This window comes from Rhizomicrobium sp., from assembly GCA_037200985.1.
In the GTDB taxonomy this organism is placed as follows: Bacteria; Pseudomonadota; Alphaproteobacteria; order Micropepsales; family Micropepsaceae; genus Rhizomicrobium.
In genome coordinates this window covers 2,046,789-2,060,567 of record JBBCGJ010000001.1, presented here as the reverse complement: position 1 = coordinate 2,060,567, position 13,779 = coordinate 2,046,789, and the positions used below count along the sequence as shown (strand labels likewise).

At 61.2% G+C, this 13,779-nt stretch carries 12 protein-coding genes; 7 read left to right on the top strand and 5 right to left on the bottom strand.

Annotated elements, in window-relative coordinates; translation table 11 throughout:
* The first annotated feature begins 308 nt into the window (after window positions 1–308).
* Window positions 309–1,136, top strand: coding sequence for a flagellin (locus tag WDN01_09960; GenBank protein MEJ0026340.1), 828 nt, complete (start codon window positions 309–311; stop codon window positions 1,134–1,136).
* A 149-nt stretch (window positions 1,137–1,285) separates the two neighbouring features.
* Here WDN01_09960 and WDN01_09955 read toward each other — a convergent pair whose 3' ends face one another.
* Window positions 1,286–1,708, bottom strand: a complete 423-nt coding sequence (locus tag WDN01_09955; GenBank protein ID MEJ0026339.1) for a MucR family transcriptional regulator — start codon at window positions 1,706–1,708, stop codon at window positions 1,286–1,288.
* Between the two features lie 452 nt (window positions 1,709–2,160).
* Here WDN01_09955 and WDN01_09950 point away from each other — a divergent pair, with 452 nt between their 5' ends.
* The 3 genes from WDN01_09950 to WDN01_09940 are packed head-to-tail and all read left to right on the top strand — an operon-like array spanning window position 2,161 to window position 5,997.
* On the top strand, window positions 2,161–2,409 hold the full coding sequence (locus tag WDN01_09950) for a ferredoxin family protein (protein ID MEJ0026338.1): 249 nt from the start codon (window positions 2,161–2,163) through the stop codon (window positions 2,407–2,409).
* 1 nt (window position 2,410) lies between these two features.
* Window positions 2,411–3,781: an FAD-dependent oxidoreductase gene (locus WDN01_09945; protein MEJ0026337.1), complete on the top strand. Its 1,371-nt coding sequence runs from the start codon at window positions 2,411–2,413 to the stop codon at window positions 3,779–3,781.
* Between the two features lie 2 nt (window positions 3,782–3,783).
* Entirely contained in the window at window positions 3,784–5,997 is a 2,214-nt protein-coding gene (locus WDN01_09940; GenBank protein ID MEJ0026336.1) for a molybdopterin-dependent oxidoreductase, read from the top strand.
* Here the strand turns inward: WDN01_09940 and WDN01_09935 are convergent.
* Window positions 5,972–6,919 carry an SDR family oxidoreductase gene (locus WDN01_09935; GenBank protein ID MEJ0026335.1) on the bottom strand — a complete coding sequence of 316 codons (948 nt, stop codon included), beginning with the start codon at window positions 6,917–6,919 and terminating at the stop codon, window positions 5,972–5,974. The genes WDN01_09940 and WDN01_09935 overlap by 26 nt on opposite strands.
* A 30-nt stretch (window positions 6,920–6,949) precedes the next feature.
* Between WDN01_09935 and WDN01_09930 the strand changes: the two genes are divergently transcribed.
* Window positions 6,950–8,380 carry a coniferyl aldehyde dehydrogenase gene (locus WDN01_09930; protein ID MEJ0026334.1) on the top strand — a complete coding sequence of 477 codons (1,431 nt, stop codon included), beginning with the start codon at window positions 6,950–6,952 and terminating at the stop codon, window positions 8,378–8,380.
* 79 nt (window positions 8,381–8,459) lie between these two features.
* On the opposite strand, the gene WDN01_09925 is transcribed toward WDN01_09930, so the two are convergent.
* Window positions 8,460–9,263, bottom strand: a complete 804-nt coding sequence (locus WDN01_09925; protein ID MEJ0026333.1) for an IclR family transcriptional regulator — start codon at window positions 9,261–9,263, stop codon at window positions 8,460–8,462.
* A 137-nt stretch (window positions 9,264–9,400) separates the two neighbouring features.
* Between WDN01_09925 and WDN01_09920 the strand changes: the two genes are divergently transcribed.
* Both WDN01_09920 and WDN01_09915 read left to right on the top strand, forming a co-directional pair.
* Window positions 9,401–10,993 (top strand): acyl-CoA synthetase, encoded by a 1,593-nt coding sequence (locus WDN01_09920; GenBank protein ID MEJ0026332.1) that lies wholly within the window; start codon window positions 9,401–9,403, stop codon window positions 10,991–10,993.
* A 70-nt stretch (window positions 10,994–11,063) separates the two neighbouring features.
* A complete protein-coding gene (locus tag WDN01_09915; GenBank protein ID MEJ0026331.1) occupies window positions 11,064–12,299 on the top strand; it encodes an acyl-CoA dehydrogenase family protein in 1,236 nt (411 codons plus the stop codon).
* A 31-nt stretch (window positions 12,300–12,330) separates the two neighbouring features.
* Here WDN01_09915 and WDN01_09910 read toward each other — a convergent pair whose 3' ends face one another.
* On the bottom strand, window positions 12,331–12,609 hold the full coding sequence (locus WDN01_09910; protein MEJ0026330.1) for a hypothetical protein: 279 nt from the start codon (window positions 12,607–12,609) through the stop codon (window positions 12,331–12,333).
* Between the two features lie 5 nt (window positions 12,610–12,614).
* On the bottom strand, window positions 12,615–13,718 hold the full coding sequence (locus tag WDN01_09905) for an NAD(P)-dependent alcohol dehydrogenase (protein MEJ0026329.1): 1,104 nt from the start codon (window positions 13,716–13,718) through the stop codon (window positions 12,615–12,617).
* Window positions 13,719–13,779 lie beyond the last annotated feature (61 nt).

Sequence of the window (13,779 nt, the reverse complement as noted above, 5' to 3'; positions counted from 1 at the left end):
CATCCAGCGACTGGGCGCGCTGCTGCAACGGTCATCCCGCCTTGCTTGGACGCGGCACGCGGCAAGATTTGCTCCGGCCCCCGGCAGAATTTTCCCGGTGCTGGGCAATTCCTGCCGGGCAAGCGGCAGAAACTGCCTATTGAATGAAAAATATCTAAAATTTTAGGCGTCGGAATTGCCGACAAAACGCCTCGTAAAATGATCCTAAGAATTTCTGAATTCCGCCGCGGCACGACGCTTGCCAATTGCTCATCCGGGCGAAACGCCCCGAGCGATCCGCTCGTGTCCCAACCAGAAAGGGGGAAGTCATGTCTTTCAGCGTCAATACGAACACAGGCGCCCTTGTTGCCCTGCAATACCTCAACGCCACGCAGTCGCAGTTGAACACCGCCCAAGGCGCCATCAACAGCGGCCTCAAAGTGGCCTCCGCCCGCGACGACGGTTCGACCTACGCCATCGCGCAGAACCAGCGTGGCGCCGTCGCCGGCTACGCCGCGGTGACCGACAGCCTCAACCGCGCCACCTCGGCGGTCGATGTCGCCCTGTCCGCCGGTCAGTCGATCTCCGACCTCCTGATCCAGCTCAAGGCCAAGGCGCTCAGCGCCGCGGACTCCTCGCTGGATACCGCCAGCCGCCAGGCCCTGAACCAGGACTTCGTCGCGCTCCGCGATCAGATCACCACGATCGTGAAGAACGCCTCGTTCAACGGCACCAACCTGGTCGACGGCTCGACGACCCAGATCACGGCACTGTCCTCGGCCGACGGTTCGCGCCGCATCACGACCTCGGCGCAGAAGATGGCGCTGTCGGGCACGATCGTCACGCTCCGGTCGACCAACACGATCTCGACCCAGACCAAGGCCTCGACGCTGGTCGCCACCATCCAGGCGTCGCTCACCAACGTGAACTCCGCTCTCGCCAAGCTCTCCGCCGGCGCGAAGAAGTTCTCGATCCAGGCGACCTTCGCGCAGAAGCTGTCCGACACGCTGACGACCGGCATCGGCAACCTCGTCGACGCGAACATGGCGCAGGAAAGCGCCCTGCTGCAGTCCTTGCAGGTCAAGCAGCAGCTCGGCGTCCAGGCTCTGTCGATCGCCAACCAGGCGCCGCAGACGATCCTGTCGCTGTTCCGCTAACCGCCATCGGACATAGAACAAGGTTCTGGTGGGTGAACTATTGGGATGCCGGCGGACGTTGCGACTTTCGCCGGCATCCTTCTTTTTGAGATACGGCCGGGCTGCCGAGACGCCGCCGCCGGCCGCAGGCGGTTGTCCCGCGTCCGCCGTCAGGCCTTTCGCCTTCGCCGCGCCGGCTCGGCGACGCGTCCCAATCCGGCCTTCTTGGCGTATTGCGAGCGAAGCGCGGCATAGCTCTGCGCGACCATCGGATAGTCCGGCGGCAGCCCCCATTTCGCGCGATACGCCTCGGGCGTGAGCTGATACCGCGATCGCAGATAGCGTTTGAGCCTTCGCAGCTTCTTGCCGTCCTCCAGGCAGATGATGAAATCCTTGGTGACGGATTTCCGGATGAGGATCGCGCGCGCCTGGTCGGCCGTCGCATCGGATTTCGGCGGGGCGCCAAGCGCTCTCAGCGAGGCATGGACGCTTTTTATCAGCGGCTCCAGGTCCTCGGCCGTAAGGGCATTGCTGCGGACATAGGCCGCGACGATCCTTGCGACGAGTCGGAGCGATCTATCGGAATGCGACACCGAGACTTCCAGATCGGGCTGCCGCCTCGACAATCGCAGACAAGCTGTTCCAAAACAGTTCGAAATGAAGCCCGCTCGAAAGAATTCGGCGACTTGAAAATCCGAAGTAAATGACGGATTCAACTTGAAGTTGGCCGCGGCTTTCCTCGGTTCGTCCTTGCCGACGATTGTCCGCGAGAGGGGTTCGGATACCGGCGCAAACATCTCCCACCGTGTTGGACGGATAGACCGCCTTGTCCGGACCCGAACGGGGCGAAACGAGCGCTCGGATTGGGATCCGCGGCGCCATTGCGCCTGAGAAATATCTATTTTATAAAAACAAGAAGCCCCTCCGGCCGCAGGAAACGCGCGCCTATGGAGCGAGACGCCGAAGGCGACCGGTCGGACCAAGGCAAGAACGCAACGTAAGCTCCCTGGCTCTCTAGGCAATTGAGAGGCGTAAATTGGCGTATGTGATCGCGGCACCTTGCATAGCGGACTATTCCTGCGTCGAGGTCTGCCCCGTGGATTGCATTCACCCCGGGCCGACCGACGAAGGCTTCGACGATGCCGAGCAGATGTTCATCAACCCTGACGTTTGCGTAAATTGCGGCGCGTGCGTCGACGTCTGCCCCGTGCTCGCGATTTTTGAGGAGGGCTGCCTGCCTGCAAAGTGGAGGCACTACGCCAAAATCAATCGACGATATTTCGAGGCGCGTTGAGATGAGCACCGCTCCGGCATTTCGGGTTGCGATCGTCGGTGCCGGACCGGCCGGTCTCTACGCCGCCGCGCAATTGCTGGAGCGCCGGGACCTCAATATCGAGATTGATCTCTTCGAGCGGCTGGCCACGCCGTGGGGATTGGTGAGAGCCGGCGTGGCACCGGACCATCCGGAAAAGAAGCTCGTCATAGACCGCCAGTTCGATTTCTATTTGAGAAACGCCCGCGTCCGGTTCATCGGCAATGTGGAGATCGGACATGCGATCTCCCATGCCGAAATCGTCGAATGGTACGGCGCCGTCGTCTATGCCGTAGGCGCGACCGGCGATAATCGCATGGGCATCCCGGGCGAGGAGCTGCCGGGCTGCTGGTCGGCGCGCGAATTCGTGGGCTTCTACAATGGCCATCCCGACTACGCCCATCTCAAATTCGATCTGTCGTGCGACCGCGCGGTCGTTGTCGGCAACGGAAACGTCGCGCTCGACGTCGCGCGCATTCTCACCGCGCCGGTCCGAACCCTGGAAAAAACCGATATCGCCGACCATGCGCTGGATGCCTTGCGCGCCAGCGCCGTCAAGGAGGTCGTGGTGCTGGGCCGGCGGGGGCAATTCCAGGCGGCGTTCAACAATCCCGAACTCGAGGAACTCGAGCATCTTCACGAGGTCGACATCGTCGTGGAGAGTGGCGAACCTCCCGATCGTTCCGAAGTCGTTCTGCGCGATCTCGACTGGCAGACGCAGCGCAAAATAGAGACATTGAACCGGATCCGCTCGCGACCTCCCGGCAACCGCCCGAAACGCATCGTGCTTCGCTTTCTGACCTCTCCGTTGGAGATTCTGGGCACGGAAAAGGTCCAGCGGCTTCTGACGATGCGCAATGCGCTGGTACGCGGGCGAGACGGGCTTCACGCCCAAGCGGCGGGGCGGGAGGAATTTCTGGATACCGGCCTGATATTTCGTGCGATCGGTTATCGGGGTCTGCCCTTTCCGGGACTGCCGTTCGACGACAGACGCGGGGTGATCCGCAATTGCGAGGGCCGCGTCATGGACGACGGCGGCGTGCGCGCCGGGGTCTATGTGACAGGCTGGATAAAGCGGGGCTGCCGGGGAATCATCGGAAGCAACAAGAAGTGCGCCTCCGAGACAATCGGGCATCTTTTCGAAGATTGGGACGCCGGGCGCCTGACCCAAAAAGGCCTGACCAAGGACGCCGTCCTTTCGCGCATCGAGGCGCGAGGCGCATCGGTGGTCGATCTGGGCGGCTGGCTGGCCGTCGACCATGCGGAGCGGGAGAGCGGCCGAGCCCAGGGCCGCCCCCGCCGCAAGATAACGGATCGCGACATGCAACTGGCCTGCGCATTTTCCGAACCGTGACTTTGCGTGCGGAAGAGAGGGTAGTTCCCGTGGCTCATCAGAAATACACATTCTGCCGCATTTGCGAACCCGCCTGTCCGCTGGTCGCCGAATTCGACGATAACGAGACGCTGGTTCATCTGAGCCCCGATCTTGGGCATCCTTGCGGCGGCGTCGCTTGCCATAAGGGGCTGTCCTTTCTCGAGATTCACAACGATCCGGATCGGCTCAATTGGCCGCAAAAACGGACGAACCCGCGACGTGAGGCAAGAGGTGAATTCGTCGAAACCGACTGGGACAGCGCTCTGTCGGAAATCGGACGTCGGTTGAAGGCGCTGAGGAAGACATATGGGCCGAACAGCGTGGCGTTCTACTTCGGCAACGCCGCGGCGTTCAACGCGGCGGGGCTGGCGCAGATCGGCGAATTCCAGGATCGAATCGATACGAAGATGCGCTTTGGCGCCAACACGCAGGACGCGGCGTCCAAGGTAAGCGCGACTCAAGAGATATATGGCTCGTCCAGCTGCCTGATGACGCCGGATTTCTACAACACGCATTATCTGCTGTGCCTTGGCTCCAATCCCAAGGTCTCTCGCTGGACCACCATGTCCGCTCCGAACAACTACGATGTGGTGAAGGAAATTCACGCGCGCGGCGGCAAGGTCAGGTTCGTCAATCCCCGGAAGGTCGAGTCATCGACCTGCGAAACCGGTCCCACGCTGCTCATCAAGCCCGGAACGGACGTCTATTTCCTGGCGGCCGTCTTGAACGAGATCGAGGCGATGAACGGGTTCGACGACGGGGTGTTGTCGAAATACGGAAAAAACCTCGACGCGCTCAAACGCTTCATCGCCAAATATCCGCCGGAGAAGGCGGCGCGGGTCACGGGACTGGCGGCGGAGCAGATACGGGAAGTGGCCGCGGAGTTCGTGGCCGCGAAATCGGCGGTGGCCTTCGTCTCGACGGGCGTCAGCCAGAGCCGCCAAGGCACGCTCAGCTATTGGCTCGCCGAAATGATGAATTTCACGACAGGGAACCTGGGTCGGGACGGCGGCGCATATAAACCGACCGGTCTGATCAATCACTTTCCGCCGGCGTCGGCGCTCCAAACGATCGAGACCTCGCTCGGTCCTCTGTTTCTGCCCGATCCCGTGGGCTACTCGCTTCTTCCGGCCGTCCTGCTCGCGGATTTGATCGAGAACGGGGACATCCGCGCCCTCATAACCGTCGGCGGCAATCCGCTCCTCTCCGTCGGCGGCGAAGACCGCATGCGCCGCGCCTGCGAGACTCTGGACACCATGATAACCGTGGACATTTACCGGAGCGCAACGGCCGAAATTTCCGATTTCGTTCTGCCGGCCACGGATTGGCTCGAACGCGCGGACATCAATCTTCTGGGAAGCGGCATGCAGCCGATTCCCTTTGTGCAATATACCGATGCCATGACGCCGCCGGCGGCGGGACGCCGGAACGAATGGTGGATATTGGCACGGCTCGCGCAGGTCATCGGAGTGCCATCGCCGCTCGACGACCAGCCCGACAGCTCGAAACTGCTCGACAGCCTGCTGGCGGCAAGAGAATTGTCGATCGAGAAACTCCGCAAACAGGACCGGCACACGGTCGTCTTTCCCAAGGAACGTCGGGATATCGTTTACGAATGGTGTCTCCAGCATTCCGACGGGAAAATCGATTGCTGTCCCCCGTCGTTCGAAGCGGTCGGGCTTTTCGAGCGATGCCATGCCATCTTTTCGGAATTGGAACAGGAGCCGGCCGACACGCTCAAGCTGGTGTCCTTGCGGACGCCCTATATGCACAATTCGTGGTTCGCCAATTCCGAAAAGTTTCGCCGCGGCAAGCACGCGCAAAACCCCTTGAACATGTGCGAGTCCGACGCTTCGGCGAGAGCGCTGCACAATGGCGATCCCGTTCGGGTCTTCACGGAATTCGGCTCAATCGAAACGCAGATCTTCATCAACGATGATTTGCGGCCGGGCGTGGTGGCCATGAGCCATGGATTCGGCAACAAAAGGTCGTATGGATTGCAAGTCGCGCTCGAAAATCCGGGCGCGAACTACAACGCGTTGGTGCCGGTCGGGGCGGGGTCGTTCGAGCCGCTCAGCTATATGTCCTGGCTGAACGGCGTGCCCGTCAAGGTCGAAAAACTCCCACCCGTGTCCGCTCAAAAGGATGCGGACGAAGAGCCGGCCGAGCCTACGTCCCGCCGCCGTCGATATTGATCTTCTGCCCGTTCACATACGCGCTCGCTTCGGAAACCAGGAAGGTAACGACCGACGCGACGTCGTCGGGGACGCTTACGCGTCCGAACGGGGACTTGGCGTTCAATTGTGCGATGTCGGATATCCCGCTTGTCGCCTTTGCGAGGCGAGAACCCATTTCCGTCACGGTCAGGCTCGGCGCGACGATATTGGTGCGAATATTGTGCCCGCGCTCCTCCTTGGCGAGCGTCAGTGCGAGCGCCTCCATGGCGGCCTTCGCCATGTTATAGGGCGCGCCGTTGGCCGAATTCTTCAAGGTCGCGATGCTGGAGATCATGACGATGTCGCCGCGCGCCCGCTTGCGCATATGCGGCAGTGCCAGCTTGCTCAAATAGTACGGCGCGATGGCATGAACGCGGATCACGCGTTCCATTTCTTCCGGATCGGTGTCGGCGACGGTATGGCCGCGGCTGGCGATGCCGGCATTGTTGACAAGGATGTCGATATGGCCAAAATCCCGTACGACATCGGCGACCATCCGGGCGTCATCCGCGAGGTCTTCGACGGAAGCGCAGTAGCTTTTCGCTTTCCGGTCGAGCTTGGCGATCGCGGCAATGACCTCCGCCGCCGAGTCCTTGTCGCGGCGATAGTTGACCGCCACGGATGCACCGGCTTTCGCCAACGACAAGGCGATAGCGCGCCCGATGCCGCGGCCGCCGCCGGTGACCAGTGCGACGCGGTCGCGAAGATTGATGTCCATTTCGTTGCCTCCCTTGTGACTGCAAACCGGCACGGCGGAGCTGCGAAATCGGATTCGCGCCGTGGCGATTGACATTCGTTCTGTAGAATGGATATACGATAACTGCAATAACGGCGGGCGACGCGCCGCGAATTTTCGAGGCGGCACACGGGGTCTGCTGGAAGCGTGCGCGCTACGGCGCATGGCAACAACACACATATCGGGGCGGCATAAGTGATCGCAGAGGCAACCGTGGAACAGATGCGAGACGTGCTTGTCGCGCAGCGACGGGCTTTTATGGCCGAAGGGCCGGTCGCGGCCGCAACGCGCAAGGATCGAATTCGGCGCGTCATCGACATGCTCGTATCGCACGAGCGTCGCCTCTGCGATGCGATGTCGGACGATTTCGGATACCGGCCTGTAACGATGTCGCGCTTCGCCGACATCGCCTCCGCGCTCAAGGCCCTTAAGCATGCGCGGGAAAATCTGGATCGCTGGATGCGCGACGATGTCAGGGATCTCTCCGCGCCGTACCCCGCCCTGGGCGCGAAGGGTTATGTCCGCCATCAGCCGAAAGGTGTCGTGGGAAATATCAGTCCGTGGAATTTTCCCGTCAGCCTGGCGCTCGCGCCCTTGGCCGGGATATTCGCCGCCGGCAATCGCGCGATGATAAAGCCCTCGGAGTTCACGCCCGCGACGTCGGAGCTGCTGCGCGAGCTTGTGGCGTCGGCGTTCGACAAGGACGAACTTGCGGTATTTCCCGGCGGCCCCGAGGTTGGCCGGGCGTTCGCCGGACTGCCGTTCGACCATCTGCTCTTCACGGGTGCGACCGAAATAGGACGGCACGTCCTGCGCGCCGCCGCCGAAAATCTGGTTCCCGTGACGCTCGAGCTGGGAGGCAAGTCTCCGGTCATCATCGGCCGGTCGGCGGATCTGCACCAGGCGGCGGATCGGATCGTCCTCGGCAAGATGCTCAACGCCGGCCAGATCTGTCTGGCGCCGGACTATGTGCTGGTTTCGGAGGAGGCGCGGGACGATATCGTCGATGCGATAAAGGTCTCCGTCGCCAATACGTATCCTTCCGCCGAAGCCAACAAGGACTACGCGGCGATCATCAATGACCGCCATCGGGCGAGATTGGACGGGCTGGTTGCCGACGCGCGCGCAAAAGGCGCCGAGGTCATCGATGTGAATGGCGGAAATCAGGACCGTACTGCCGGCATCAAGCGACCGTTGACGTTGCTCTGCAACGTGAACGACGAGATGAGAGTGATGCGGGAGGAGATTTTCGGACCGATCCTGCCGATCCTCACATATAGGAACGTCGAAGAGGCCATCAGCTATGTCAATGAGAGGCCCCGGCCGCTCGGCCTATATTATTTTGGCGGCGACGCGGCTGAAGAAGAATTGGTGCTCCAAAATACGACGTCGGGCGGCGTCACGATAAATGACGTCCTGCAGCACGTCGCACACGAAGAGCTGCCTTTTGGAGGGATCGGGCCTTCCGGCATGGGCGTTTACCACGGCGAAGACGGCTTTCGAACCTTCAGCCACGCACGCACCGTGTATCGGCAGACATTGCAGGACCTGGCGGGGATGGCCGGCACGCGACCGCCTTATGGAGAAGTGCTCGATAGGACGTTGGCCGCGAACATAGTTCGATAAGGGACGGCGGCAACAGCGGCGGCCCGTGGACGGCGATCTACTCGCCGCCGTTGCGCGTTGGATGCGAACCGGGCAGGTCCTAGTGCAAGAGAGCGGCCGTCGACCGTGCCGCTTCGAGAAGGTCCTTTCGGAGGGGCGCCAGCATTTTTTCCGACATATTGTGCTCGAAGCCGATGATGGCAATTCCTCGCACGGCTTTGTCCGGACCCTGCGGAAGCAATGTCGACATGATGACGATGCCGCGAATGTAGTTGCTTCGATCGGTGGCCACGCCCTCGCGACGGGCGCGCTCCACCTCGGAGTACCAGTCTTCGAAGTTCGGTGCGCGTTCCCAGTGCAGCCTGTCAAATCGCTTTTTCAGTTCTGCCCGCGACAGTCCGGACGCAGCCGCCACGCAGCGTCCGGTCGCGCTGATGAATGCAGGAAAGCGGCTTCCGACATTCACATGCAGGCTTACGAATGTGTCCGAACGGGCGATCCCAACCACGACCATACGTTCGCGGCTATCCAGCTCGACGGCAACAGCCGTGACCCGGTGCTTCGCGGACAATTCCTCCAATGCCGGCTGAACAACCCGGGGATATTGGCTGCTGGCCATCGCGTCGCGCACCAGCGTCAGAAGACCCACGCCGGTCCGGTAGGTCTTCTTTTCAGAATCGAAGGAGATAAACCCTTCGTCGACAAGTGCCCGCAGGACGTGAAAACATGTGCTGGGCACCAGGCCGACGCGACGCGCGATTTCGCTCACGCCCAAGCCCGTCCGCTGGCTTGCGAGCAACCGCAACACGCTTGCCGCGCGAGAGACGGCCGGGGCGCGGTTGCTGCCTTCGGCCTGATCGTCGTCGTGCGCGTTAGCAACATCGGCTTTAGCCGTGCCGGCCATTCATAGCTCCTGGTCCAGATCCGATCACGAAGGTTTGCCATTTTATCTATCGAAAGACAAATTCTATTTATGAAATGACTATTCCTCTTATGCAACGCATATGTTAGGCTGTATCATTGGTTTGGAGAACGAAGCGAATGCCCCGGCTTACCGATTTCACAAGCTACGCAGATGCCCAGAAGTATTACTCGAAGGCTGCCGTCTGGAAACTGTTCGATGGTACCAAGGAAACATTCAATATTACAAAGGAATGTATCGACCGCCACGCGAACGATGACTCGCGCGTGGCCGTGAGAATTGCGTACAGCGACGGCAGGCGCGACCACTTGACGTATTCGCGGTTGATGACGCGGTCCGCGCAATTTTCGCATTGGCTTGCGGACAAAGGCATCCGTGCGGGCGATCGGGTGGCCTTCATGCTGGATCCGTCCGAGGCCTTTTATATAAGCCTTTTTGGCACGATGCGGGCAGGTGCGATCGGCGTTCCGCTCTTCACGCTCTTCGGTCCCGATGGGCTTCGGCTTCGTGTCGACGACTGCCGCCCGAGGCTTTTGATCGTCGCGCCGGAGAAGGCCCAAATGGCGCGGGAAGCGACCGACGTCGAAGTCGTGGAGGCCGATACGGAGTTTCTGCGTTCGCTTGACCGTTTTCCTGCCAGTTACGATAGCGGCACCAGGGCGGCAGATACGGCCATTCTTCAATACACGTCGGGCACCACGCGCGAATTGCCGGCGGCGGTCGCGCATTCGCACGGCTCCTTGGTGGTGCTGATGGCGGCGGCGCTGTACGGGAGCGGGATTCGGCCGGGCGACGCCTTCTTCTGCCCGTCATCGCCCGCGTGGGGGCATGGCCTTTGGCATGGAACGCTGGCGCCGCTCGCCTTGGGCGTGACAACGGGCACGCTTTCGGGAAAGTTCGACGCGAGCAACCTGGTGTCCGCGCTGAAGGAATTTCGGGTCACCAATCTTTCGGCCGCCGCGACACACTATCGTATGATGAAGCTCGCCGGATCGCTCGATCCGTCGGAATTCGTCCTCGAAAAGATTTCCTATACCGGCGAACCCATAGACAGCTCCACATTGGACTTCGTGGAGAACACGTTCGGCATCCTGGCGTGCAGCATGTATGGCACGACGGAAATCGGCGTGGTGCTGGTGAACTATCCCGGAGCCGACGATTTCGAAGTGAAACGGGGATCGTTGGGCAAGCCGGTACCGGGCATCCGGCTCGAGGTCCGCACGGCGCAGGGTACGCCGTCGCCTTGCAACGAGGTCGGCGAACTCTTCCTCGAGCGCCGCGGAACGTGGCTTTCGACCAAGGATCTCTCGACCGTCGATAGCGACGGATATTTCTTTCACGCGGGCCGGGCGGACGACGTCATAATCTCCGCCGGCTGGACGATGAGTGCCGCCGAAATCGAAAATGTCCTGATGAAGCATGACGATGTGCGCGAAGCTGCCGTCATCGGCGTGCCGGACAGCACGAGAGGCCAGATCGTGAAGGCGTTCGTCGTGGCAAAGCGAGCCACAAGCGCGGAATTCATAAAGGAGCTTCAGGATTTTACCCGCAAGCATCTCAGCCAGCATGAATATCCTCGGCAGATCGTGATAACCGACGAATTGCCGAAGACGCCGGCAGGAAAGATCAATCGAAAGATCTTGCGCGACCGGGAAAAGGCTTCGCCGGCTGCGCCCCCCTCCGAATTGGCAAGAGCCGCCATCGGGGCATAGGCGGTCGAGGCCGTGCCGGCCACAGCCCGGCCACGGCACGCGCGAACGCGCAACAACTCCGGGGAATTTGATGGATCTCGCGCTTTCGAAGGAGGATGAGGCCTTTCGGGACGAGGTGCGTCAATTCCTGGAACAAAATCTCAGCCGGGAAATTCGAGACAAGACGGCGCGGATGACGAGCGTCTATGCGGACGTCGAGCTCATGCGCAGTTGGCACGCAAGGCTCTACGAAAGGGGATGGGTGGCGCCGGCCTGGCCTCGGGAATATGGCGGCTGCGGCTGGTCCGTTGTTCGTCGCTACATCTTTGCGGCTGAGCTGGCGCAGGCCGGCGCGCCTCCCATCTCCGCCATGGGAGTCAAAATGTGCGGGCCCGCGATCATTCGATTCGGCACAGCCGAGCAGAAGAGCGCAAATCTTCCGCGGATTATTTCCGGGCAGGATTTTTGGTGTCAGGGGTATTCCGAACCCGGAGCCGGATCCGACTTGGCGAGTTTGCAGATGAAGGCGGAGCCGGACGGCGACTCGCTGATCTGCACCGGCGAGAAAATTTGGACGACGCATGCGCAATACGCAAACAAGATGTTTTGCCTGGTGCGCACCTCGCGCGGACCGAAAGTCCAGAACGGAATCACGTTTCTTCTCGTGGACATGGATACCGATGGGATCGCGGTAGAACCGATATGGTCGCTGACCGGTGAACACATTCAAAATAGGGTCCATTTCGCAAATGTCCGCGTGCCGAAAGCGAACGTGGTTGGCGAGATCGACGGCGGTTGGACGGTGGCCAAATATCTCCTGGAGTTCGAACGAGGCGGCTCGACGTTTGGGCCAAGTTTGCGGGCGCGGCTAAAGACCCTCAAGGCCATTGCGGGCTCCGAGCCGGATGGCTCGGGTCATAGGCTTTCGGACGAACCCTGGTTTGCGCAAAGGCTTGCCGCATTGGAAGTTGAGGTCGAAGCTTTGGAACTCACCGAGCTGAGAGTGATGTCGGCGCTGAGTCGGGGGCAGTCGCCGGGACACGGGTCTTCGCTGCAAAAGCTCCTGGGAACCGAATTGGCGCAGGTGCTGACGGAGCTGACGGTTTCGGTCATGGCATACTATTCGGCTACGCATCAGCCTTGCGCGACGCGACCGGGTGGACCGGTTCTTCCATATCTCACCGGGCTGGCCGCGAATGCTCCAGTCGGCCCGGAACATTCATGGACAGCCGGCGTCCGATATTTCAACGAGCGGGCCGGTACGATCTACGCCGGCTCTTCCGAAATACAGCGGAACATATTGGCGAAGTCGGCGCTGGACCTCTGACGCGCGGCCGGCGCCTTAAGGCAGGTTCGCGTCAACCCGATTTAAGGTCGCCGCACCCCTGAGAATATTGCATTTGCATCGTTGCCACGTTCAGGGCGACCTTCTGCCAGTCGTGAAAGCCATCCGTGTCGTCGGCGTGCAGCAGGCTCATTCCCCAGCTGACCGCTATCCAATAGGCGTGCTGCTCGTATCGCATCACGAGCGCGCCGGCGGCGTCGGTGACGTCCTGGGCGGTCATTGCCCGGCCTTTCGGGCTGATGGATTTGCAGAATGCCGCGAGCGCTTGGAATTCGGTGGTGTCGGCCGACATTTTAGCTAGTCCATCAATAGCACTGCTTTGATGCAGTCGCCGCGCGCCTGATCGGCAACGGCACGGTTGATGTCGTTGAACGGATAGGTCCGGACGAGCCTGTCGATCGGCAGTCTGCCCTCGCGATAGAAGGAGATCATTTCGGGGATGGAGATGCTCGGGTCGCTGTCGCCCTCAATGATTCCCTTGATGCTATGTCCGAAGGTTATGAGGTTGTTGAGTTCGCCGGGCAGAGTCGCTCCGCGCGGAAAGATGCCGACCAGGCCGAGCGTGGCTTGGGATCCAAGTGTCTGCAAGGCTCGCTCGATAAGCGACGGCGAACCTGTCGTGTCCAGGACGAAGTCGACGCCGGTGCCGTGGATCGCCTTGATCGCGCGCCCCAGATCGTCCGTATATGCCGGGCCCAGCGCATGGGTCGCTCCCAGTTCGAGGGCCAGTTCGCGCCTTTGCCGAAAGGGTTCCAGCACGATGATGGGGCTGCAACCTTGGATCGCTGCGGCCATCACCGCGCTAAGTCCGACCGGTCCGCAGCCTAGGATCAGGATCGACGAACCCGCGGGGCACGCCAGAGAGCGCCGTACGGCGCCGAAGCCTGTCTGAACCCCGCATCCCAGCGGACCCATGAGCTCCAACGGCAAGTCGGCCGGAATCTTTACGACATTTCTCTCATAGGCCAGGCAATGCGTGGCGAAAGACGATTGGCCGAAGAAATTGCTGGCCACGTCGGATTGTGCGGCGTGGAGGGCCATGGAGCCGTCCGGCCTTCGGCCGGCGTAGTTCAGCTGCGGCATGGAACGGCAATAAGCAGGGCTCCCAGCGACGCATCGATCGCACGTGCCGCACGAGCGAAATGTGAGAGCGACGTGATCGCCAACCGAGAACGCGGCCGAGACCGCCGAGCCGGTCGCCATGATGGTCCCCGCTGCTTCGTGGCCGAAGACCGCGGGCAAAGCGATCGCTTCGCGTGTTTTAAAGACGATATCGGTGTGGCAAATACCGACCGCGGCCACGCGAACGAGGATCTCGTCGTCTCTGGGCGCATCGATCTCCAGGCGTTCGATGGAAAAATCGCCGTCTGGTGTGCGCGCTACGGCGGCGGAAACGATCATCCTGGCAACGTCATGGTGTCATTTCTTTAGTAGATCAATTTTTTCATATTGACAATAACGG

Excerpts from the sequence above, each read along its gene's own strand:
- WDN01_09960 (MEJ0026340.1), top strand. The coding sequence starts at position 309 with ATGTCTTTCAGCGTCAATACGAACACAGGCGCCCTTGTTGCCCTGCAA.
- WDN01_09945 (MEJ0026337.1), top strand. The coding sequence starts at position 2,411 with ATGAGCACCGCTCCGGCATTTCGGGTTGCGATCGTCGGTGCCGGACCG.
- WDN01_09935 (MEJ0026335.1), bottom strand. The coding sequence starts at position 6,919 with ATGCGCCGTAGCGCGCACGCTTCCAGCAGACCCCGTGTGCCGCCTCGA.
- WDN01_09925 (MEJ0026333.1), bottom strand. The coding sequence starts at position 9,263 with ATGGCCGGCACGGCTAAAGCCGATGTTGCTAACGCGCACGACGACGAT.
- WDN01_09920 (MEJ0026332.1), top strand. The coding sequence starts at position 9,401 with ATGCCCCGGCTTACCGATTTCACAAGCTACGCAGATGCCCAGAAGTAT.
- WDN01_09915 (MEJ0026331.1), top strand. The coding sequence starts at position 11,064 with ATGGATCTCGCGCTTTCGAAGGAGGATGAGGCCTTTCGGGACGAGGTG.
- WDN01_09910 (MEJ0026330.1), bottom strand. The coding sequence starts at position 12,609 with ATGTCGGCCGACACCACCGAATTCCAAGCGCTCGCGGCATTCTGCAAA.
- WDN01_09905 (MEJ0026329.1), bottom strand. The coding sequence starts at position 13,718 with ATGATCGTTTCCGCCGCCGTAGCGCGCACACCAGACGGCGATTTTTCC.